Annotated in this window: 15 protein-coding genes; 13 read left to right on the forward strand and 2 right to left on the reverse strand. The window is 45.3% G+C overall.

Annotated elements, in window-relative coordinates:
- Positions 1 to 24: 24 nt before the first annotated feature.
- From LEP1GSC061_RS11305 to LEP1GSC061_RS20850, 8 genes are read left to right on the forward strand one after another with little or no spacing between them, the layout of a single operon-like run.
- Positions 25 to 2,556 carry a chemotaxis protein CheW gene (locus LEP1GSC061_RS11305; protein ID WP_016545633.1) on the forward strand — a complete coding sequence of 844 codons (2,532 nt, stop codon included), beginning with the start codon at positions 25 to 27 and terminating at the stop codon, positions 2,554 to 2,556.
- Between the two features lie 14 nt (positions 2,557 to 2,570).
- On the forward strand, positions 2,571 to 3,011 hold the full coding sequence (locus tag LEP1GSC061_RS11310) for a chemotaxis protein CheW (protein WP_016545691.1): 441 nt from the start codon (positions 2,571 to 2,573) through the stop codon (positions 3,009 to 3,011).
- Positions 3,012 to 3,021: 10 nt separating this feature from the next.
- The gene (locus tag LEP1GSC061_RS11315; protein ID WP_016545442.1) at positions 3,022 to 4,635 is read left to right on the forward strand and encodes a methyl-accepting chemotaxis protein; all 1,614 of its coding nucleotides are present in this window, start codon (positions 3,022 to 3,024) and stop codon (positions 4,633 to 4,635) included.
- 11 nt (positions 4,636 to 4,646) lie between these two features.
- The gene (gene cheB / locus LEP1GSC061_RS11320; RefSeq protein ID WP_040508629.1) at positions 4,647 to 5,729 is read left to right on the forward strand and encodes a chemotaxis-specific protein-glutamate methyltransferase CheB; all 1,083 of its coding nucleotides are present in this window, start codon (positions 4,647 to 4,649) and stop codon (positions 5,727 to 5,729) included.
- Positions 5,730 to 5,733: 4 nt separating this feature from the next.
- Positions 5,734 to 6,585 (forward strand): CheR family methyltransferase, encoded by an 852-nt coding sequence (locus tag LEP1GSC061_RS11325; protein ID WP_016545602.1) that lies wholly within the window; start codon positions 5,734 to 5,736, stop codon positions 6,583 to 6,585.
- A 1-nt stretch (position 6,586) separates the two neighbouring features.
- Positions 6,587 to 6,946, forward strand: a complete 360-nt coding sequence (locus LEP1GSC061_RS11330) for a response regulator (protein ID WP_016545456.1) — start codon at positions 6,587 to 6,589, stop codon at positions 6,944 to 6,946.
- A gap of 17 nt (positions 6,947 to 6,963) precedes the next feature.
- Positions 6,964 to 8,244: a sensor histidine kinase gene (locus LEP1GSC061_RS11335; protein ID WP_016545550.1), complete on the forward strand. Its 1,281-nt coding sequence runs from the start codon at positions 6,964 to 6,966 to the stop codon at positions 8,242 to 8,244.
- Positions 8,245 to 8,250: 6 nt separating this feature from the next.
- On the forward strand, positions 8,251 to 10,431 hold the full coding sequence (locus LEP1GSC061_RS20850) for a DUF1577 domain-containing protein (protein ID WP_052006532.1): 2,181 nt from the start codon (positions 8,251 to 8,253) through the stop codon (positions 10,429 to 10,431).
- A 9-nt stretch (positions 10,432 to 10,440) separates the two neighbouring features.
- Here LEP1GSC061_RS20850 and LEP1GSC061_RS11345 read toward each other — a convergent pair whose 3' ends face one another.
- Positions 10,441 to 11,832 carry an OmpP1/FadL family transporter gene (locus LEP1GSC061_RS11345; RefSeq protein WP_016545656.1) on the reverse strand — a complete coding sequence of 464 codons (1,392 nt, stop codon included), beginning with the start codon at positions 11,830 to 11,832 and terminating at the stop codon, positions 10,441 to 10,443.
- Positions 11,833 to 11,930: 98 nt separating this feature from the next.
- On the opposite strand from LEP1GSC061_RS11345, the gene LEP1GSC061_RS11350 reads away from it, so the two are divergent.
- The 4 genes from LEP1GSC061_RS11350 (at position 11,931) to LEP1GSC061_RS11365 (ending at position 20,478) form a co-directional block, all read left to right on the forward strand.
- Positions 11,931 to 13,055, forward strand: coding sequence for an oxygenase MpaB family protein (locus LEP1GSC061_RS11350; protein WP_016545645.1), 1,125 nt, complete (start codon positions 11,931 to 11,933; stop codon positions 13,053 to 13,055).
- 3 nt (positions 13,056 to 13,058) lie between these two features.
- Positions 13,059 to 13,721, forward strand: a complete 663-nt coding sequence (locus LEP1GSC061_RS11355) for a transmembrane-type terpene cyclase (protein ID WP_016545581.1) — start codon at positions 13,059 to 13,061, stop codon at positions 13,719 to 13,721.
- Between the two features lie 6 nt (positions 13,722 to 13,727).
- Positions 13,728 to 19,001 (forward strand): trifunctional serine/threonine-protein kinase/ATP-binding protein/SpoIIE family protein phosphatase, encoded by a 5,274-nt coding sequence (locus LEP1GSC061_RS11360; RefSeq protein WP_016545460.1) that lies wholly within the window; start codon positions 13,728 to 13,730, stop codon positions 18,999 to 19,001.
- 91 nt (positions 19,002 to 19,092) lie between these two features.
- Positions 19,093 to 20,478 (forward strand): high affinity choline transporter 1, encoded by a 1,386-nt coding sequence (locus tag LEP1GSC061_RS11365; protein WP_016545536.1) that lies wholly within the window; start codon positions 19,093 to 19,095, stop codon positions 20,476 to 20,478.
- Here LEP1GSC061_RS11365 and LEP1GSC061_RS11370 read toward each other — a convergent pair.
- The gene (locus tag LEP1GSC061_RS11370) at positions 20,475 to 21,623 is read right to left on the reverse strand and encodes a GGDEF domain-containing protein (RefSeq protein ID WP_232218433.1); all 1,149 of its coding nucleotides are present in this window, start codon (positions 21,621 to 21,623) and stop codon (positions 20,475 to 20,477) included. The genes LEP1GSC061_RS11365 and LEP1GSC061_RS11370 overlap by 4 nt on opposite strands.
- Positions 21,624 to 21,875: 252 nt before the next feature.
- On the opposite strand from LEP1GSC061_RS11370, the gene LEP1GSC061_RS11375 reads away from it, so the two are divergent.
- A complete protein-coding gene (locus LEP1GSC061_RS11375; RefSeq protein WP_040508568.1) occupies positions 21,876 to 23,096 on the forward strand; it encodes an MFS transporter in 1,221 nt (406 codons plus the stop codon).
- Positions 23,097 to 23,401: the final 305 nt, after the last annotated feature.

The following is a 23,401-nucleotide window of genomic DNA, read 5'->3' on the forward strand; positions in this document are numbered from 1 at the left end:
TTCGAGAAAATACAAGGGATCTGAATGGAAGTAGATTACGAAAATTTACTAAAGGATTATTTGGTCGAGACCAAGGAGCTTTTGGACGTTTCCGAGCAAGCGATCCTAGAGTTGGAAAAAGGTTATCGTCCGGATGAAATCAATACGATTTTCCGCGCGATCCATACCATCAAGGGTAATTCCGCGATTTTCGATCTTCCTTCCGTTACCAAGCTATCCCATGCTTTCGAAAGTTATCTGAATCATTTTCGCAAAACGGAAATTCCTCCGAGTTCGGACGAAATCCATCTTTTCCTTAGATGCATCGATGTCCTCAAAGAGATGACCGAGGAGTCCGACGGAGGAAAGAACAAAGATATCGGCGAGATATTGGATAAGCTGGAGGAGTATCTGACCAAATCCAAACATGCCGCCGAGCCTGGAAAAAACGGAAAACATGCAGTTGCATCCGAGGAGCCTCAGACTGCCGGATTGTACCTAAAGCCCAAGGCGACTACCGTTCAGAATACCAACGGAAAAGTCGGCGTCCCTAAGAGCTATATAGAAAGGGCGGAATCCGAAAGAAGGTTCCTTTTACTCATAAGATTCCGCTCCGGAGAGGGGAACTTGGAAAAGCTATCCGTTTTAGAAAGCGGGTTAGGCGGTCAAATCGAGGTCTTAAAGACAGGATCGATTCCTTATTCTTCTTCCGGAACGAACGGAAACGGACGGATGGAGGAAATCCATTTTGCAATTCTGCTTTCTTCCATGGATAGGGAGAGACTTATAGAGTCGTCCTCTTTTCCGCTGATTTCCGTGACCTCCGTCTCCGTTCCCAAAGCTTCGGTGGAACTCCGTGAGGCGAGTAAAATCGAATCCAATTCTTCTAATATTCTATCTTCTGAAACTAAAACGGAATCGGGAAAGAATAAGGACAATCCTTCCGAATCTTATTTAAAGATCCCCCTTCAGTTGTTGGATCATATGATCAATTTAGCGGGAGAAACGATCGTAGTCAGAAATCAATTATTACAAAGGATAGAATCCTACGAGGATCCTACTCTTCTCGCGATCGTAAGAAATTTGAGTCAATTGATCACTTCCTCCCAGGAAACGGTGATGCGGACCAGACTGCAGAAGTTGGAGGCCTTGTACAAGAAGATCCCTCGCTTGATCCACGATTTGGAAAGGACCACCGGTAAGGAAGTGGAGTTGATTCTGGAGGGAGGGGAGGTGGAACTCGATAAGAATTTGATAGATTCCATCTCGGACCCGATCACGCATATGATCCGAAATTCGGTGGATCACGGTTTGGAGTCCCCTTTAGACAGAATTGCAGCAGGTAAACCTAGAAAAGGAACGGTAATACTCTCCGCGACCTTACGAGGCGGAAACGTGATCCTTAAAGTCGAGGACGACGGACGAGGATTGAATTACCGCCGTATCAAGGAAAAGGCGATAGAGAAGGGTCTACTTACGGAAGAAGAAGCCGAACGAAAATCCGACGAAGAACTTTCCGAACTCATTTTTTCTCCCGGATTCAGCACTGCTCAAGCGGTTTCTTCCACTTCCGGTCGCGGTGTCGGAATGGACGTGGTCAAGATGAACTTCCAAAAAGCGGGAGGATCCGTCTCTATCAATTCCACTCTTGGAAAAGGAACTTCGGTCGTCGCATCCCTTCCTCAGACTCTGTCGATCATCAATTGTCAAATGGTTCGAAGCGCCGGGATGCTGTTCGCCATTCCTCAGCAAAATATATCGGAGTTGATCCTTTTCGATAAGAGACTCGTCTCTTCCGTGGAAAAGAAGGATGTATACCAGCTCAGAGGACACCTTCTTCCCATATTGGATTTGAGACAGGTATTCGAACTTTCTAATGAATCCGAGGACCTGAATCGTTTTATCGTAGTTGTGCATACGGAGAAACACAAGTTCGGATTACTTGTGGAAGAGATAGAAAATCCCGAAGAAATCGTAGTTAAACCCTTATCCAAGGATCTTGCTAAACTGAATTTATACACGGGCGCTGCCATTCTCGGAGACGGAAATGTGGCTTTGATTATAGACGTCGCAGGAATCGCGAAATTCCTGAAGTTACAGCCGAATGTCCGCGAAGAACTCAGATCCGAAACCAAGAAGGACGAAAAACTCAAGGAACATTATCTCCTCTTCTCCGTCCGATCGCAACTCTTCGGATTGAATTCAAATCAGGTCCTGCGGATAGAACTCATCGATCCTAAAAACATAGAGAAAATCATGGATAGGGAAGTGATGCAGTATCGCGGCGAGATCGTGGAGCTTTGTCGCTTGGATTCCTATTTCAAACTGAAAGATAAGGATCACCGGCCAGAAAATACGATGATACTTTTCCAAACCGCGATAGGCAAGAAAGGAATACTAGTAAACGAGATCTATAATGTCATCGAAGAGATCTCCGCGTTCACCGAGAATGAGGACCAATCTTCCGGAGTCGTCGGTAACGGAATCGTTCTGGAAGAGACGGTAATCGTCATCAACCCGATCACTATCCTGAGTAAAATCACGAAGAACCTTCTAAAAGAAGCAGTTTCTCAATAAATAAGGTTCTAACCATGGAAACTGTAAAAACCAGACAATATCTATCCTTTTATTTAGGGACCGAGATCTACGGGATCCAATTGGAAGGCTGCAAGGAAGTGGATCATAATAAGAAGATTCTAAAGGTTCCTCATGCCCCTTCCTATATCGAAGGAATCGTGAACCTGAGGGGGGATCTGGTAACCATATTGAACCTGTCCTCTCTTTTCGGAAAGCCGCAGACTATTTCGAATCAGAAATATTCTTTGATTCGATTGAAGGGGAAGAAGGAGACCTTCGCGATTCTTTCCGATTCCGTTTCGGATATAATAGAAGTTTCGGATAACGCTTTGGAGGCTTGTCCTTCCCATCTTAGCGAGAAAGAAAGTCGTTTCATTCGCTGCGTTTCCGTTTTAGAGAATGGCACATTGATTATTTTAAACCAAGAAGAGTTGCTTAGATTAGAGGATGAGTAGGTAGAAAATTATGTTAGGCTTCGTATCGCAAAGTAAAGCTAGAGAAAGCGAAAAAAAGCAAATGTCGGTGAGCGTAACCGACCAAGAAAGGGTGATGAAAGAAGGGTCGACTCTCGTCTCCATGACGGACCTGAAAGGTAAGGTGACTTACGCAAATAAGGAGTTTTTGGAGATCGCCGGGCTTACGGAAGAAGAACTCGTAGGAAAGCCGCATAATGTGGTGCGTCACCCGGACATTCCTCGCAGCGTATTTAAGGACTTTTGGGATACCATCCAAAGTGGAAGACCCTGGAGAGGAATCGTCAAAAACCGATCGAAAAACGGGGACCATTATTGGGTGGATGCGAACGTTGCTCCTAGAGTGGAAAACGGCAGTATTGTAGGATTTATGTCTGTAAGACGGGCTCCTAATCGGGCTCAGGTAGAGTCCGCATCTAAGCTTTATGCGGACATTATCAACGGCAAAAAGACTCTTACGCCTACGAACATTCGGAAAATATCCGTTCGATTCAAGCTCTATTCGTATATAGCATTCAACGCAATCGCTGTTCTCGGCATTTCCTATTTGAGTTATATCGGAATCGAAAAGCTTTTCCTGGCATCGGCCTCCGCTCTTTTCTCGGCCGTGCAAATAATATTAGGTATTTATTATACGAATTACGTTCTTCGCCCGATCAAAGAGGCTTCGAAAGTGGCGAATCGTATCGCATCGGGAGATCTCTCCGTAAATATCGCCCATAACCGAAACGACGAAATCGGCGAATTGGAGAAATCGATCCTGAATATGCTCATTAATACCGCGGCATTGATCGCTAGATTGAAGGAAAATGGGGACACTTTATTCCAATCTTCTAGGGATTTGTCCGCGGCGAGTTTGAATCTTTCCTCGGGTATTGAGCAGATGTCCCAACAGTCGCAAGCGATAGCGGCTGCTGCGACCGAGATGAACCAGAATCTAAACGTGGTATCCAGTTCGATCGAAGAGATGTCCGTCTCCGTGGCCGAAGTCGCCAAGAAAGCGGCCGATTCTGCAAAAATCGCGAGAGAAGCGAACACTACAGCCATCGACACCGGAGAAGTAGTAAAAGAATTGGGGGAGAATGCGAAGGAGATCGGAAACGTGATCGAAAGCATTTCTAATATAGCCGCCCAAACTAAGCTTCTCGCCTTGAACGCCGCAATCGAAGCGGCAGGAGCGGGCGACGCCGGAAAAGGTTTCGCAGTGGTCGCTTCCGAAGTGAAGGAACTCGCTCGTCAATCCGCGGAGTCTTCCGAGGAGATTAAGAGCAAGATCTCGGCGATCCAGAAAAGTACGGAAAAAGTGATAGAATCCATCGGGAAGATTACCAGTGTGATCGCCGAAGTGAATCAAATCAGCGGAAGTATCGCCTCCGCGGTGGAAGAACAGTCCATTACGACCAAAGAAATAGCGTCTAACGTAAGCCAAACCTCTCTTACTTCCAACGAAGTCACTAAGAATATCAACGGAATTTCCACCGCCTCCCTGGACGGAGCGAAGGAAGCTAGCGGAGTCTCCAAGCTGTCCCAATCCCTACAGGATCTCGCCGCAGGTTTGACTATGTTGGTGAGTCAGTTTAAAATATCGAATACGGGAACGAATTGAGAAAAGTGAATATGGAACTTTCTGTCGAAAAGTTAAAAATGCAAGGAAAGGCATCCGTATTCGTCGTAGACGATTCTTTAGTTTATCGGAATTTGCTGAGAAACGCATTCGGACAGGATTCCGATTTTCGGTTCTTAGGAACGGCCATAGACGGGAAATTCGCTTTGCCTAAGATTGAACAGTTGCGTCCGGACTTCGTAATACTCGATGTGGAAATGCCCGAGATGAACGGGTTAGATACTTTGAAAGAGATCCGAAAGAGGTCTCCCGATACGAAGGTGATTATGCTGAGCTCCTTAACCGTAGAAGGGGCCAAGGTTACGCTTCAGGCGTTGGAACTGGGGGCGATCGATTTCATTAGCAAACCGGGCGTGGACTCTTTGGGAGAGTCGGGTATAACCGAAGTATTGGAATCTTTAGCGTCTAAGATCCGGAGTCTGCACTTTGCGTCCGGCTCGAAATTCGTACAGGAAGAGAAGGTAGAAGTAAGAAGATCGCAACCGAAGGTAGGAAGAGGAGAATATTCCATTTGCGGGATCGGTATTTCCACAGGGGGACCGATAGCATTGAGGGAATTGCTCTCCAATATTTCTCCCGATTTAAACGGGACATTAGTGATCGCCCAGCATATGCCTCCATTGTTCACCAATTATCTTGCGGAGAGTCTATCTTCGGTATCCAAGATCAAAGTCAAGGAAGTGGAAGACGGAGAAAAATTGGAAAAGTCGACCGCTTATATCGCGCAAGGCGGCAAGCAATTGGAGATATTGAGAGGAGAAGACGGCCCTTATGCAAGAGTATTCTCCGGCCCGGAAGAGGAGCTTTGCAAACCGTCCGTGAACATACTCTTCCGTTCGCTTGCAAAGAATTTCGCCGACGAAACGGTCGCTGTCATCATGACGGGTATGGGAGAAGACGGATATTTAGGCATGAACGATCTCAGAAAAAACGGAGCATACTTGATCGCGCAAACCGCGGAATCATGTACGGTTTTCGGAATGCCTAGTCGACCGGTCAAAGAGGGAATCGTAAACGATGTCCTGAATATCAAGAGCATAGCGGAAAAAATAACATTATTGTTAAGTAGGAAGTAAGATAATGAGTGATGACGCGGCTGTATTGATGGAAGCGATTAAGGAAATCACGGGACTTTCCTTGTCCGAAGATAAGACATACCTTCTGGAAAGCCGCTTATCCGATCTGATGACGGATTATCGATTGGGCAATTTCAGGGAACTGTCGGAAAGATTTCGAAACGGTTCCGATCGAGAATTTAGGGAAAAAGTGATCGAAAGAGTTACGACTCACGAAACGAAGTTCTTCCGCGACGAAAGTATCTTCGGTGCGATTTTGGAAAGGATTATACCCGAGATTCTGGAAAGAAAGAAGGAATCCGGTACGGCCGATCCTGTGATTCGGATTTGGTCGGCCGCGTGCTCGACCGGTCAGGAGCCTTATTCCATAGCGATAGCTATTCGAGAGAAGTTGCCCCATGTATTTAAGAATATTCGGATATTAGGGACCGATATCGCCAAGGATACGATTGAGAAGGCCAAGCAAGGGATTTATTCCGCTTTCGAAATAGGGCGGGGATTGACGGATTATCATTTGGAGAAATACTTCGACGAGATTTCCCCCAGTCAGTACAAGGTCCAACAAGAGATCGCGTCCATAATCGAATTTAAGCAGCATAATCTCGTTTCGGATCCGTATCCGAAGGGATTCGATTTGATTCTTTGTAGAAACGTATCCTATTATTTCGAATTGCAGGAAAGGATTCGACTCTTCGATAAAATTAAGAATTCATTGAATGCGGATAGCTTCCTGATTTTAGGATCCGCGGAGTCCATTACGGAATACTCCCAAAGTTTCATTATACGCGAATTCGGGCTTTGTCGTTTTTACGAATTGAACTCATCCAACTTCACATTATTCAAAAAAGGAGCGTAGCATGGGAACAAAGGTTTTAGCCGTCGACGATTCGGCGACAATGAGGAGTTTGGTCCAACAAACTCTAGGTATGGGCGGATACGACGTTATTCTCGCTTCCGATGGAAAGGACGGTATCGAGAAATTCGGTACGGAGACGGTGGACTTGGTTATCACGGATATCAATATGCCGGTGATGGACGGGATTACTTTTATCAGGGAACTTAGAAAAAGAGATCAGAATATACCGATTTTAACTCTTACGACCGAATCCGAAGACGGGATGAAGCAAAAAGGAGCCGAAGCCGGAGCGAACGGCTGGATTATAAAGCCGTTCAGGCCCGCTCAATTTCTAGATATCATAAAACAGGTTCTGCAATAGGAAGAGGCCCGATTGCGATGGTCGAAACCGAATCTATTACGGAAGAAAGAGTAAGGCTCTTGGATGTGTCCTCCATTGAGAATGCGAGTCGGTATTCGGAGGCTTACCCCAAAGATTGCGATATCATAAAAGCTTCTTCCGTCGAAGAGGCATTGGAGAAGAGTTTCAGTTATTCTCCGAAGATAATCGTTTTTAGATATCGTTCCGAAGAGATCGATATCATGAGATTTCTTTCGATCATTCATAAATTATGCGCTAATAGTGTATTCTTGGTCTTTCTGTCGGAAGATTCCTCTCAGGATTTCGATCGGCTCAGGGATTGGATCTGGGGCGTCTATCCCGAGTCGGAGATTCAATTTATACTTAAAAAAGAGATTCCCAAGGTGTTGGAATTCCTACGTTCCGATTCCGGTCAGAAAATCTCTGATATAGACTCCGAAAGCTTTATCTCCGAATTGGAATGGTTGGTTTGGAAGGAGACTCGAAAATCCGCCGAGGGCAATTACCTGGGGAGGAATATTATCGATAACCTTTACCAGACTCTTTCTCAGGGGTTGGGTATCGGCTCCCTGATTTCAAGATTGGAACTTGCAGAAATCTTTATGAAAAAGGAAGATCAGTTCGCAAGAATCCCGAAACAGCTCATGTCCTCGATTTTGGAGAATAAGGAGCATCTTCGGGAAAGAAACGAAAATCTCGATCGCTTTAAGAAATTATTCGAGCTTAAGATCGCTAAACAAGCCACCCCAATCGGAGAAATCGATTCTCTAGTGCAGATGCTTGTGGAGGAATTGGGTCCAGTGGCGGCTTTCAAAAAGCAAACGATCCAACATCACGGCTTTACTAAGGACGAGAAGGAATTGGTCTTTGCGCAGCCGGATTTTTCTCTCTTCGCTATCCGAGAATTATTCGTAAACGCTTTGAAATTCTCTCCGGAAGGATCGGTGATCTGTTCTTCCTTCATTACCGGAAGGAATTATATCATTTTTAGAGTTTTGAACGATATATCCGTGATTGAAGGAGGAGTAACCGGCATCCCCGAAGAGTTTAAGTTCCGACTATTCGAGCCATTCTTCAAATTGAATAACGTATTCGACGAAAGATTCTATAATCTCGAATTCGGTATGGGAATGGGTCTCAATCTTATCCAGAGCATGGCAAGACAGTCCGAAAGTAAGGTAACAGTGGAGGAGATTTTAGACGACTCGCGATTCCCGCCGGAGAGAAGGGTCGCTGCCGATTTAAGATTCCGAATCTGTTCGAACGAATCCGAGAGTAGAATCTCTAGTCCGGTCTAACGATATATGGCGCGAATACATTTTAGAATCCCAATTTCCGACGAATCCGTTTATGCCACGAATTTAAGAATGTCCGGAGAGTCCTTCGAATCGACCGATTCGGAAATGCCAGGAATCGTACATTATACGTTGGAAAAATTCAGATCGTTTCTGCCTCGAACTCCCTTCGCGAATGCGGAAGTCGGAGTATTCAAAACTAAGCTGGATCCGAAATTCGAGTTGGTCAAGCAGAGCGGACGCACATTCTTCATAGAGGATACTTCTCTTGCGGAAGAATATAGAAGTGAAGATAAAAGATTCATAAATTACGAAAATGAGATTAGCTCCGATTTGTCTTCGGCCATTTCTTCCTACAAGGACCAGAACGTTAAGACCGAACTGATTTATCCCATAGTCATTTCCAACGGTAGGAACGAGGATATCAGCGTCGGCTATATCTGGGTAAAGAACGAAGAGGAGGGAATGAAAAAGCACCAATTGGGAACCTTGAACTCCCTATCCGAGAATATCGCTAAAGAGATCCGGAAATGGAGCGATGGAAAGACCTCGTCTAGATTCAAGATTATGGATCTCTCCATGGGAGGAGTTCGTTTGAGAATACACGACGATCTTCTTACGGAGCCTTTGGCCAGGGATAAAGAATTCGTCTTCGATCTAGTCATACGCGAGAATTTCCCGACTACGATACGTTCCACTTTGAAATGGTGGTCCAAAGGAGCTGACGGATTTCTCGAATTAGGTTTAGAAATTCATAAAATACTCGGCGAAGGGCCGGAAGAGAATCGCTTTATCTCCAATGTTTCCCAGTTGAAGGACGAATTGAGGGATTCGAATCCCTCGGAGGAGAACGAAACGGAGGCCAAAAAGGATACCGCTTATAAGAAATCCGGCGAATCCGTCTATCAGAACGACCGTATCTTGTGCATAGATTCTGATTTGCAGTCTATGAAGCAAACGAGTGAGACTTTGAGTAAAGCAGGATACGAAGTCGTTTCCGCGTCCACGGTAGCGAAGGCGTTAGGATTGTGTCTGACGACTTTCCCGTCCTTGATCGTTGTCGACACTCATTTTGCGGATGTGGACGGAATTAAATTTCTTCGCGCACTGCGAAAGATTTCTCCGGGTAGCATGTTTATAGTCTATTCTTCCCGGGAAAAGAAGTCGGAAAGACTCGTAAGATATTTGAGTTGGATTTGGGCCCACTTGGAAAAACCGGATACGGACGAAAGGTTGCTGGAAAGCGTGAAGGAAGCGATGGACTTTCATGCCAGAAGAATGAGCCAATTCCATCTTTCTACCGTAAGCGAAGAGGATCTTTCCGGGGAGATCGAATGGCTCTTGTGGAAGAATTATCACCGAAATTCGGAGCAGCTTTCTCTCGGGAAAAATATTCTGGATAACGTCACTCATAGTACGGCTCAAGGGTTGGGCTTAAGTTCGCTACTCATACAGCTGGATCTTGCGGAATATTCCATGAAGATGGACGGCGAAGAATGCCTGATTCCCATGCAGGTTTTGGATTCTATATTAGAAAATAAAAATGTTTTGCGCGATTGGACGGAGAAGCTTGCCAAGCTAAGGATTCTTTTTAATTTGAAAATGAGCAAGGAACCCATTTCTTCCGGAACGATCTCAGGCAAGATTTCCGAAACGATCCAAGATCTGGAAGAGATCGCGAAAATTAAGAATAATAAAATCGTATTTACCGATAGGATTTCGGGCAGTACCGTTCTATCTAATCTGGATTTCTTCGATTTCGCTTTACGCGAACTATTGATTAACGCGATGAAATTTTCTCCTCAGAATTCCAAAATCAACGTTCTTGTACACAGCAAGGTCCATAGTCTTTGTATTTCGGTCTTGAACGAGATAGCCCAGAACGAAGGAGGAATCACCGGGATTCCGGATAAACTATCATCGCAGATCTTTGAACCCTTTTCTAGATTGAATAATAATTACGATGAGAGATTTTTTGCGGTCGATTTCGGGTTGGGAATAGGTTTGCATCTGGCGGATCATCTCGCCGTTCAGGCCGGAGCTAAATTGGAAATTAAAGAAGTTACGGATTATTCTGAAGAGATCGGAGCCAAGAAAGTTTCGGCGGAAATTTCAATGCCTCTTTTTACGGTTTCTACCAACCGTGAATACAATGTTTCGAACGTAAGGACGAGCGAAATTTCCCGTTAAAAATTTCGTTTAAGAATCGAAGGAATAACTCGCTCCGATCAGAATTGCCGGGATATCCGATTTCAAGGAATGTTTGAATTCGGAAAGGCGGATATCGGAGATGCTAAAGATGGAGTGATTCACATTCCAGTCGGTCGACGGATTTCCCGTAACCTTAGCGGGAAGATAATATAGAAGAGTGAAGTCGAATTTCCATTTTCCCGATTGATAACCGATTCCTCCGGAAACCAAATCCTGGACCATGATGCCGGCCTGCAACGCATTCGTCCCGTCCGATTTTAAGACGCCGGAATTGTGTCGGATACCGGCTCTATAGGTCCAAGCATTGTAATTGTATTCTCCTCCTAATCCCAGGGCCCAAGCGTCATGGTAGTTTATATTTTGAGGGATCGTATTCGTTGCTCCGAAAGGAGTAGGAAATACGGAAGAGGCAAGAGTCTGCTTATATGTGGTCGTGTAGGAGGAATAGTTATAATACAACCAATCCAATCCGATACGGAATTTTTCGGTTCCGTACGAGATTCCGACGCCGTGTCTTTCCGGAACCGAAAAAGAAGCCGAGACTCCTGTTCTTCCGGGCCTGGAGCCCACCTGCATATCTCCGTCTAAGGGGATTTTAGTACCCGTCTCGTAAGAATAGGCAATGCGAAACTTATCCGTAATATTATAATTTGCTCCTAAAATTCCTCCCAAGGCGAATGCGTTTTTGCTTCGATAATAAAAACCTTGTCCCGGTACTTCGATATTACCCGTGATATCGTAGAACTTTTGGTAAGCGATCTGTCTGGAATAAACGCCCTCGATTCCTAAAGCGAAGGTAAAATCCCCGATTTTGTAGGACAATGCGTGAGTGGTTTTTACCAGGAAGAATTGAGTGGAATAGGATTCCTGGATTTTCTTGGAGTCTCCGATCGGACTAGGTACGTTCAGACCGGACCACGAATTGAAGGTTTGTCCGTCGGGAGTGATTCGAGTTAGACCGGATACATTGCCTGTGCCCCCTCCGGGGATATAAATTCCTCCGCCGTACGTGAGGTTATCCGTGATAGGAATCCGTACCGCAAAATAGGGTAAAGGTGCGAGTACATTATAACTTTCGGAATTTTGATAGCTGATATTCGGATCCGAATCCAGAAATCTATCCTTGTATACTGTGCGTATATAGGGAAGAGAGACTCCGAACTCTATTTCTTTTCGATTCGAGACACCTAAGTTTGCAGGATTCGTGGCGATATCCATCGGCGAGCCGCCAATCGCTAAATTGACTCCACCCATGCCACCGTATCTGGCATTATGCGCCGGTTGAAAGAGTCCTACTGCGTCCAGATTCGGAGCAAGTAAAGAAATTGCGGCAAGCAAGCCGATAGGAAAGCTCTTTCGATTCATCCAGCAAAAAGGCATGCTACAAGGAATTCGTTCCCGTTTTTTTTACAAGTGCTTTCTTTTTAAAATTCACGATATAAAACTGGCCAATTCTGGAAGATAGGGGCCGATTTTGGATGAATACCAGCGAGTTACGTGCGCTAAGACAGGAAACGGATCCGGTAGCGGACGAGATTATAGAAAGATATTTCACGGAGTCTTCCTTCGATCGGGGAAAGACTCTGCTTTTCTTCGACGCATTGACTAAGAACTCGGATCCGATTCCTCCAGGGCTTCCCGATTATTTCGAAAAATATTTTTATGATACCGAGTTCCTACCTCCTTGGGCGGATAAGAATAAGATCGCACAGGCGGAAGGATTATTCGAGACTTACGGTCCTCAGATTCTGATGATGCTTTGCGTTAAGTCTCTTCCAATGGCTTATTCTTGCGGAGACGGCGCTCAGGTTCTATTGAAAACGGGAAGACTCGTAGAGCAGAATGGAGTTGTATCCGGCGTAAATCGAAGACTGATGGAAACGACCCAGTTCGTGGTCTCCGTTGCCCAGAAAGACGGACTCGGTCCTCAAGGGAAAGGAATACGCACCGCTCAAAAAGTAAGGCTCATGCATGCATCCATACGTTATTTTCTCTCCAAGGGCCAGGATTGGGATTCTAGTTGGGGAAAGCCGATCAACCAAGAGGATATGGCGGGGACTTTGCAATCTTTCTCCAGTCTGGTTGTGGAAGGTCTGGGGCAATCCGCTCTTCTTTTAACCCAGCAGGAAAAGGACGCATACGTTCACTTATGGAGAGTGGTCGGTCATTTCATAGGAGTCAGACCTGATCTTTGTCCGGAAGGTTACGATGCAGCGCATGCTTTCGGAGAAGCGATTTTTACGGATCAGAGAAAGGCTTCGGATGCCGGAAAGGAACTCGCACAATCCTTGATCGCATTTATGGAATATATGCTTCCGGGAAATCTTTTCGATCACCTTCCGTTATTCTTTCTACAAACGTATCTGGGTAAGGATACGAGTATCGCTTTGGGATTGGATTGGCCTCCGAAAAATCCGCTCGGTTATTTTTTACAAAAGATTTTCACGGATGTGGACTCGGCGATAGATGATGCACAAGGATTCGGCAAGTTGGCGTCCTACTTTGCGACTAAGTTTCTATTTTCAATGGATCATTTTTACTACGGGGGAAAACGCGCTAAGTTTTGGATTCCGCCTTCCCTTAGAGAAAACTGGAGGATGTAAGAAATGGAGTTTTGGCATAAACTTGCTACGGATCCGGAATACTTCGGGCGCTACACTCTATGGGAGAACGTCTTTCTGCTATTAGGAGTCGTATTCTGGGCTTATATGTATGCGGTCCTGATGATCGAGCCTTTCAAGAAGAAGTTCGTCGAGATGCCGGTGTTTATCGCCTGCGGGAACATAATCTGGGAATTTCTATGGGGTTTCGTGTTCCAGGAGCCGATGGGAGTCATCCTACTCTGGGGATATAGGTTAGGATTCTTCCTGGATATTTTCATCTTCTATCACGTGATTCGCTTCGGTAAAAAACAAATTTCCTTGCCCATATCGGATGGGGGCTATAGACTTCTACTGCTCGTCCTGGTCGTTTCCTGGGGCGCGCTGATTTATACGTTTCACCAAGGAGGTTACGACCTGTTTACCGGTTCTAATTCCGCTTACATCCTGAGCGTGATTATCTCCGGCCTATATCCGATACTTTTCCTAAAAATGTCCGATACCGGTCTCTTCTCGTATCCGGTGGCTTGGGCAAAATTTCTTGGAAACTTATTCTTTACGATTTTCATCTTTCTCTATTTTCCGGAACAGTATTTTGTCCAGACCTTGGGAGCGATCGGGACCGTAGCGGACGTATATTACGTTTGGATATTTAAGCGTCGAAAATGAAGACTTATGTCCGGCTCGCTTACAAACAAGACTTCTTATGAGCTAGGCGAACTTTTGTACGAAGACGGATTTTCCTCGATACATAGAGGAAGATTCGGTCCAAACAGAGAATCCAAAATCATCCGGGTGCAAAAACCGGAAGGCAAGGAGACTTCTTCCGTTTATTTCGTAAACGAATTCGAATTGGGAAAATTAGTTTCCGATCCGGATATACTCAAACCCGAAGATATGGTGGAGTATTCGGATCGAATCTGTTTGGTTTACGAAGACACTCCGAATCGATTATTACAACAAAGCCTTTCCGATTTACCTGCCGTTTCCATCGAAGTCTTTTTAGAATTGGCCTTGGCGGTCACTGAGAATCTGGCTAAGCTTCATTCTTTCGGAATCGTACATAATCAGATTTCTCCCAAGGCTTTCTTTTACGATCCGGCGACTGGAAAAACGAAATTGGCTTGGTTGGGAGGCGCTTCGCTTCTGATTTCCGATCGGGGAGGATTTGCACCTTTCCGTTATTCATTCGATGTACTTCCGTATTGTTCTCCGGAGAATACGGGGCGATTGAATCGTCCGGTGGATTTTCGTTCGGACGCATATTCGCTAGGAGCACTATTTTATAAAATTCTAACAGGCTCCCCTCCTTTCGAGACTGAGGACCCTTTGGAATTAGTCCATTATCATATCGCGCGTTCTCCCGTTTCTCTCTTAAAGCGCAGATCGGATATACCGTCCGCCATTTCGGATCTTGTGGATAAACTTCTCTCTAAGATGCCGGAAGAGAGATATTTTTCCCTAGAGAGTCTGATACACGATTTGCGAAGCATTAAGGATTCAGTGCGCTCGAAACGAAGAATGTCCGAGTTCGTTCCGGGAATATTCGAAAGAAAAGTAGGATTCAGAGATTCTTCCAAGATCTATGAAAGAGATAAGGAGAGAAAAGAAATCGAGTCCGCCGTAATAGGAGTCTCCAACGGAAGAAGGGGAGTGGTGCTGATTCGCGGCAAATCCGGGACCGGAAAAACCGCACTCGTAGAAGAGGCGGTCACTTATCTAGATATTTATTCCGTGCAGCTATTGCGCGGAAAATTCGAGGAGGATAAGGGCAATATCCCTTACTATGCTTTCAGGCAAATAATGGACGACGTATTGAGAAGAATTCTCCAGAAGAAGGAGGAGGAAATCGTCGTACTTAGAAATTATATCAAAGACACGCTCGGGGATAGTATGGAGATCCTCCTACAATTTTTGCCCGACCTGAGCCGTCTTTTGTCCGTAGAAGTCCAGGCTAAGCCGAACAAGAGACCGAAGGATGAGAAGACGTTATTCGCGGTTATCCTGCGCTTTCTTTCTCTCTGTTTCGACCGTAGACGACCAGCAATTGTACTCATCGACGATTTACAATGGGCGGATCCCGCCTCCTTAGCCCTCTTGGATTTCATTTTGACGAATGAAGAATGGGAAGGATTGCTTTTCGTTTTAACCAGCCGAGCGGAAGAAGGAGATCTACTTCCGAATCTTCAGTCCAGAAACGGAAATCATTCCTTGGATTTAAGGGAAATCAAACTCACTCCTCTGAGTAAGGAAAGCGTTCAAAAATACGTAAGAGATAGCATTCATCTGGCGGAAGAAGACGGCCGTAGATTGGCCGATGTTCTCATCGCCAAAACGGACGGAAATCCGTTGTTCTTGCATCAATTTTTAAAATCCCTATATGACGACGCTTGTCTCACCTTCGATTCCAAGTCGACCTACCATTTGCCCGATTGGAACAGGATTCTCCAAAGAGAAATTACGGATAATGTTCTGGATCTAGTCATAGACAAGATAGGAAAATTACCGGAAGAAACGATGGATGTTCTACGAGTGGGCGCCTGTATAGGCGCGAAATTCGATTTGAGGATCATCTACGAATTCTTCAAATCCAAACCCGGCACTCTGGCGAGAGGGATTCGTGAGGCGATTCGCGAAGGGGTCTTGTATTATAGGGAAACCGGCACGATGCTTTTTCCGTCTTTGCAGTATATTTCGCAGAGAAAGATAGAAGAGTCGGGACTTTTACCGACTCTTTCCGACGTTCAATTTCATTTTTCCCACGATAGGATGATCCAAGGAATTCTGGATGCCACCGATCCCATGGAAAAGAGAAGGATCCATAAACAGATCGCGAGGCTTTTGATAGAAAGGGAAAAGAGTTCCGGCGTTTCGGATCTGATCTTGGATATAGCCAATCATCTACTTCGCTCTCGTGAATTGCACGAAAACGGAAAGGAGAGCGAGGACTTCTTTCATTATTCCATCCTGGCCGGAAATTCCGCAAAAGCGGGCGCTGCGTACGAATCCGCTTATTCCTTGTTCGCTCTTTTATCTTCGAACTTGACGGAGGCTCATTGGCAAAAAGACAGAAAGAATGCGATTCACATCATGAAATCCTTGGGAGAGTCCGCTTACTACCTGTCCAGAAGAGAAGAAGGGGACAGGATCGTGGGCGAGCTTTTGAAAAGAATCACGAATCCTGCGGAAAGATCGGATATATATCTGATGCAACTGGAAGTGATGAACGTATACAACGACTTGGAGGCGGCTTACAGGATCGGAGTGAAAGCGTTGCAATCTCTCCGGATCGGTTTCCGAGAAAAACCAGGAATCTTTTCCATTCTTATCGAAGTTCTAAAAATGGCTTACTATAGCCGGGGTCGTTCTCCCGAAAAATTGATCCACGCCAAGGATAGTAACGATCCATACAAGGCGGAGGCTTTGAATATTCTCGTAAATCTGCTGAATTACGGGAAGCATATGAGCCTTAAGGTGATGGCTTATCTTTACTTAAAGCTGATCAATCTCACGCTGAAAGAGGGAAATTCTCCGGCAAGCTTTTTCGGATATGCGGGTTTCGGCTCTATTCTGCTCTCCGTAACGGGAAATTTCCGGCAATCCACCCGATTCTGGACGCTCGCGGAAGGAATTTTAAAAAAATTTAAAGCAGATGACCTATATGGAAGATTCGTTTTCGGACGTACCATACTTTTGGATTACTTCATGTATCCTTTTCGGTCCATAGTCGATTTTACGGAAGAAGCCTATCATAAATGTCTGCAATACGGGGATTATCTTTGGGCCGCGTTTTCCCTTTTTTCCCAGAATACGAATCAATTGTATTCCGCGGAGAGCCTCGCTTCCTATAGGGAAAAGATACGCGAGAATCTGGAAAGAGGTTCCAAATTAAATTATGATATATTAATGATCTTACTTTATAGCTCCGATTCGTATTTGGATCGATTGGAAGGCAAGTCGTTGGAGTCCATCAGATATAAGGATTCCCAATATTCCGTTCCGGATTTCGAAAGGAATATATTGCAGGCTTCGGGAAACGGAACGGTAAATTCCTGGTATGCGACCCTATTCGGATCGGAAGCCTATCTTTCCGGATACTATTCTGAGTCGGAAAGAATTTTCGATAAGTATGCTAACGATCTGGAAAAATCCAGAATCATGTTCCTTTATTCCGAATATAGATTTTATCGTTCTTTAAATCTTTTAAAATTGAGAAAGGGAGATCTTTCCTTAAAGGAGAGAATATTCTTCCGTTTCTCGGTATATCTTTTCCGATTATGGGCAAAGACTTATCCGCAGAATTTTAATCTCTTTTCCCTGGTTTTGAGCGGAGAATATGCTAATTATTCCAAAGACGGAGAGAATGCCTCTCGTTTTTTCGACATGGCTATCCAGGAAGTAGAATCGGAGCCTAACGACTTTAAAAAGGCGGTCGTTTATCAACATATCGCAAAATGGAATCTGGAAAACGGTAGGATATCCTACGGAAGATTTCTCTTGCAAAACTCCGTAAGACTATACGGAGCTTGGGGAGCGAAATCCTTAGTCAATTTATTTAGGGACGAATACGGAGATTTGTTGAGGCCGCAAGGACCACCGAAACGGTCTTTAGAAAAGATCCTTGCCGATTCCATACTATCCTCTTCTTTTAATCTGGACTTGAGAACCGTACTAAAGGCCTCTCAAAGTATTTCGGGGGTAATCGAACTTGGGGAGTTGCTTAGACAATTGGTCCGAACGATCATGGAGAATGCGGCGGCCACTCGAGCGTTCTTAATTCTTCCTCAGCATAAGGAACTGTTCTTGATGGCGGGGACGGATATAGAGGAGCCGGGATTCTTACCAAAGCCGATATCCTTGGACGAGGCGGGCCATCTCCTGCCTTTGGAAGTAGCATATTTTTGTTTTCGGTCCGGACAAAAGGTTCTCATAGGAGACGCATCCAAGGATCCTTTTTATTCGGTGAATCCTTACGTAAAAAGGAGCAAGCCGAAATCCTTACTATGTATGCCGATCACTAAGCAGGGGAGAACTCTTTGCGTTCTCTATCTGGAAAATCGTCTAACCGCCGGAATTTTCGACGAGCATCGCCTGGAAATACTGGAAATGCTTTCCGCTCAAGCTGCGATTTCCCTGGAGAATGCGAAGCTTTACGAGGACATCACTCGAATGAATTCCGAGTTGGAAAGAAAGGTCGCGGAAAGGACGGAAGAATTGGGTAAGACTCTTTCGATCATACAGAAAGATATGCTGTATTCCAAAAAGATTCAGAGAAGCATATTGCCGGAACACTTTCCGATTCCTAATATACGTTATTCGGTTAATTATCTTCCTATGGACGAGGTAGGGGGAGACTTTTACGATATCTCCTCCTTGGGGAACGGAAGATACAGATTCTTTCTTGCGGATGCGACCGGTCACGGGGTGCAGGCAGCGTTGGTTACCATGGCGATCAAGGGAGAATACGAGAATCTGAAATCCAGATTCGAGAATCCCGCTAAATTATTATCCGAATTAAATAATTCCATTTTAGATAAATATAAAACTCTCTACTTTACGGCGGCCGTTTGCGACTTGGATGTGCAAAATTGCAGGATCCGTTTCGCCTCGGCGGGGCATTTGACCCAATTCCTAATCAAGGGAGAGGAGAATGTGGAGATGCCTAAAACCGGAGCGATTTTGGGATTCGTAAGAGATTACGATTATAAGAACGAAGAATATGCGCTCTCGCCCGGAGACAGGATATTGCTTTTTTCCGACGGGATCTATGAGCAATTCGATTCGAATAAGGTGGAATACGGGGAGGAAAGATTTTTAGGATCGGTTAGGACGAGCCTCGGATTCGATCCGGAGAAACAGGCGGAGCGTTTGATCTCGGACCTAAAGAGTTTTCTAGGAAAAAACTCCGTTCAGGATGATATCACTTTGTTGATAATCGCAGTGGATTGATGGACGACCTCTCGTTCTCATTAAGACTTGCTTTCTCTTCTAAGAATTCCAGGATCGCATCTAAATACGATTTGCGGACGGTGTATTCGAATTGTTAGGTCTCTTCGTAATCTTGTACATTCTTATCACGATTTCTATAGGAGCCGTCGCTTCTCGATTCGTTAAGAGTTCTCAGGACTACATTTTGGCGGGCAGACGATTGCCCTTGGTCCTTGCATCCTCCGCATTATTTGCCACATGGTTCGGGTCCGAGACCCTGATGGGAGCCTCATCTAAGTTTGTGGACGGAGGGATCTTGGCGGTTATCGAGGATCCTTTCGGAGCCGCGTTATGCCTGTTTCTGGTCGGACTATTCTTCGCTAAACCATTATACCGGATGAACATTCTCACTTTCGGGGACCTATACAAGAATCGGTTCGGAAGGAAGGTGGAATTTCTATCGGCTTTATTTATGATCCCTTCTTATTTCGGTTGGATTGCTGCGCAACTCGTGGCGATGGGGATCGTGATTCATTCTCTTTTCGGTTTCGATATTTATGTAGGGATCCTTCTCGCATCCGTAGTAGTGTTGATCTATACGTATGTCGGAGGGATGTGGGCCATCTCCATTACGGATTTCTTACAGACGATACTGATCGTACTCGGACTTGCGGTACTCGTCTGGGATCTTCAAGGGAAGGCGGGAGGCTTCGATACGGTGATTTCCACCGCTAAACCCGGCTTTTTCTCTTTTTTCCCCCCCTTGGAGACGAAGGCGATTCTGGCTTATATTGCGGCTTGGATAACGATCGGCCTCGGCTCGATTCCGCAGCAGGACATCTTCCAGAGAGTTATGGCATCAAAATCAGAGAAGGTTGCGGTCTATTCTTCCTTTTTAGGAGGCGGTATGTATCTAACGGTAGCTTTTCTGCCTTTGCTTGCCGGGTACTTCGCGAGAAGAGTTTATCCTGAGATTGCTTCGGGAGATAACCAGATGATTCTTCCCCATGTGGTTTTGGCGCATTCTTCCCTGCAAATTCAAATCCTTTTTTTCGGGGCCTTGCTCTCGGCCATCTTAAGCACCGCTTCCGGGGCCATTTTGGCTCCCGCTTCGGTTTTAGGTGAGAATATCATACGTCCCATTCTGAAGAACCCGGAAGAAGAGACTCTTCTTCGCATTATGCGGTTCTGCGTTCTGGCCGTGACATTCGTCTCTACTTTGATGGCCTTGAGCGAGACTAATATCTATCAGTTGGTTGCGGATTCTTCTTCAATCAGTCTGGTATCTCTATTCGTCCCGTTGGTGGCCGCTTTGTTCTGGAAGAAAGCGAATGCGACCGGAGCGATTTACGCGATGTTTAGCGGGATGATCGTTTGGCTCGTTCTTAGATTCTTCGGACCGGAGTGGTTACCTGCATCGCTTCCGGCTCTGGGGGTGAGTATTCTCGGCCAGGTCTTAGGGCGGGTTCTTCCTATACGTAAGTTTGAAGACGTTTAAGCTGAAACTCTGTTTCTTCCGCCTTCTTTGGATTCGTAGAGTTTACGATCGGCTGCCTTTAGAAAATCCTCCGCGGACTCATCGCTCTCCCGGGTTGCAACTCCGATGCTTACCGTAACCGTCCATGGAATCTCTTCGAAGGTCTCTGTTTCTATTCTCATGCGAATTCTTTCTGCTACGAATCTGGCTCCTTCCTTGTTCGTGTTGGATAGAACCACGCAGAATTCTTCTCCGCCATAACGTGCAGCTACGTCGCAATCCCTTACCAGGCCCATGAGAAGTCTTCCTATATTTGCGAGAAGTTTATCTCCTGCTTGGTGTCCTAAAACGTCGTTCGCCTTCTTAAAATGATCCAGATCCAATAATAGGACGGAAAGGGGAAAATCGTAACGTCTGGACGCGGAAAGCAGAGTATGTAAGGATTCCATTAAATGCCTTCTGTTGAATAGGCTCGTTAAAGGATCCTTATGGGATAATTCCTTCAGGTTCTTATTCGTTTCCTCTAATTGGAGACGTAGGATGTTTCCGTTCAGCCTGGCTTTTTCGACCATGATGGCAGTGCCTAAGCTCGCTAACGTAAAAGCGAAAACAGGCGTAGTGATGGCGAAGTTGATCTCTTGGTTTAGAAAGACGACGTATCCGAAAAGGAAAAGTGCCAGATTGAGAGCCGCTATGAAAGTGTAGATGGCGAAACTAGAGCGAATAAGAAGGGGCAGCATCAATAGCCCGAAACAGAACGCGGAATAATCCTTGGTATGTAGATGGTCCACTAAGGTAAGAGAGGTCGTCATGAGAGTAAAGACCGTCGCGAAAATAATGGTCACAGCGTTCGAGAGCTTGGAGTCTTTGGATTCTTTGAGAACGAATATGGCGAGAATGATTCCTGAGAAAATCGAGATGGAGCCGAAACCGATGGTATAAAGGTTTTGGATGGGATGACCCTCCGGAATTCCGGGGGAGAATATATTCTGCAATAGCAAAACGGTGCTCATTAAGAGAGAAAAGGATGCTATGATCCGCATGGATTTATCGTTATCTGCGGCTCGGAGTTTTCGAATTTCGCCCGATTTGGAATAGGAAAAATCGGCTAATAGATACCTGGAAAGTTTCATGCGAATACTCAGATAGACGAAAGAACTTTCCAAGATTTTACTTGGAGTCGCATAGAACGCGGTATTTCGGATTGAGAAAAATCGGAAATTTATAGAATGAATTGCGAAAGAATCTACTGACTTAGTTCGTCTCGTTTCCGTTCCGTTTCTGCCTCAAAGCAAGGAAAATTATACGTGATTCTAATGAAGGGAACGAGTTAGTTAGAATTGCAATTTCATTCGGAAGTAATAAGAGGAAGCAAAAAATTCTCCCTTTCCGAATGACCCGGAAAAGCGTGGTAAGTAATGAAATCCGCCGAGACTCTCAATAAACCAAAAACGGTTAAAAATGAAATCTTTCTCATTCTACTTTTAGCAAGTATTCAGTTCACGAACATCATGGATTTCATGATTATGATGCCTCTCCAGGATTATTTTCTGAAGCAATTTGGAATCGAAACAGGCGTCTTTTCTTTGATCCTTTCTTCCTATTCGATAGCCGCGGCAATTGCCGCTCTGGTCGGCGCGAATTTTATCGATCGATTCAATCGGAAATCGGCGGCGGTCTTTTTGTACTCAGGGTTTCTAGTAGGTACTACATTATGCGCGTTGGCGGATTCTTATATATTTCTGCTATTTGCGAGGGTTGCCGCAGGGATCTTTGGGGGAATGGTGACCGGAGTCGTATTATCGATTATCGGAGACGTTTTTCCGATTGAAAGGCGGGGAAGGGCTATGGGGGGAGTCATGGGCGCCTTTTCGGCAGCTTCCGTGCTGGGGGTGCCTTCTGGATTGAGGATCGCCATGCATTTCGGTTGGAATTATACCTTCGGATTCATAGTAGTGCTTGCAATTCCGATTTTGGTATTGGCAGTAGCTTATCTTCCTAGTCTTCCCTCCCAGTTGGATCGGTCCAAGCCCTCGGATTCGGGGCAATTTAAGAAGGTAATCTCCGATCCGAACCATTTGAGGGCCTTCGCATTCTTTATGTCCGTGATTTTGGGGGGATTGACTGTAGTAACTTCTATAGCCGTGTATATGGAGAGGAATATGGGGTTCTCTAAGACGGATGTGAGCAGTATCTACGAAATCGGCGGTATTTTTACATTTGTTTCTTCCTGGGTCATAGGGGCTCTTTCGGATAAATTCGGAAAGCATAAGGTTTTCGTGAATTTGGTCTTAATCGCTTTGGTGCCGATTCTGTTGATTACCCACCTACCTAAGAATCTTCCCATCTATCTGACTCTAACAGTTACTACCTTCTTTATGGTTGTGGTATCCGGAAGGGTGATTCCTGCGATGGCGCTCTTGACTTCTTCCGTTCGTCCGGAGCTGAGAGGTAGCTTTATGACTCTGAACTCCAGTCTACAGAATGTGGCGACGGGAATCGGAGCTCTTCTCGCCGGTGCAATTCTCGTTCAGCTTCCGGATGGATCCTTTGAGCGCTTCGATATAGTCGGATATTTCGCAATAGGCTTTAACCTTCTTGCTCTTTATCTTTCAAGAAAGATACGAATCGTATCCTAATTCCTGAAAGTGAAAGGTCTAAGATTCGGAATAGCTAAAAAATTACGGACATTTCTTGACTTTTTAATGCGACAGAATACTGTCTGGCCACACGTTAAAGGAGGTGGTTTAGTTGAGTAGCGATAGTTGCAGCAAGAAAATGACCTGTGAGGTGGCTGAGCAATAGCCCAGGCCTCTGCAAACGGCCCTTCGGGACCTATTGCAATACCATCAGACCACTGGCCTTTCTGAGTTCCGAGAATTGGTCACTTTCGGGCACTTTGAAGTAGACGTTACTACACGAATACTGAAGGGGTGCAGGCGCT

The sequence above is a fragment of the Leptospira wolffii serovar Khorat str. Khorat-H2 genome, assembly GCF_000306115.2.
GTDB lineage: Bacteria > Spirochaetota > Leptospiria > Leptospirales > Leptospiraceae > Leptospira_B > Leptospira_B wolffii.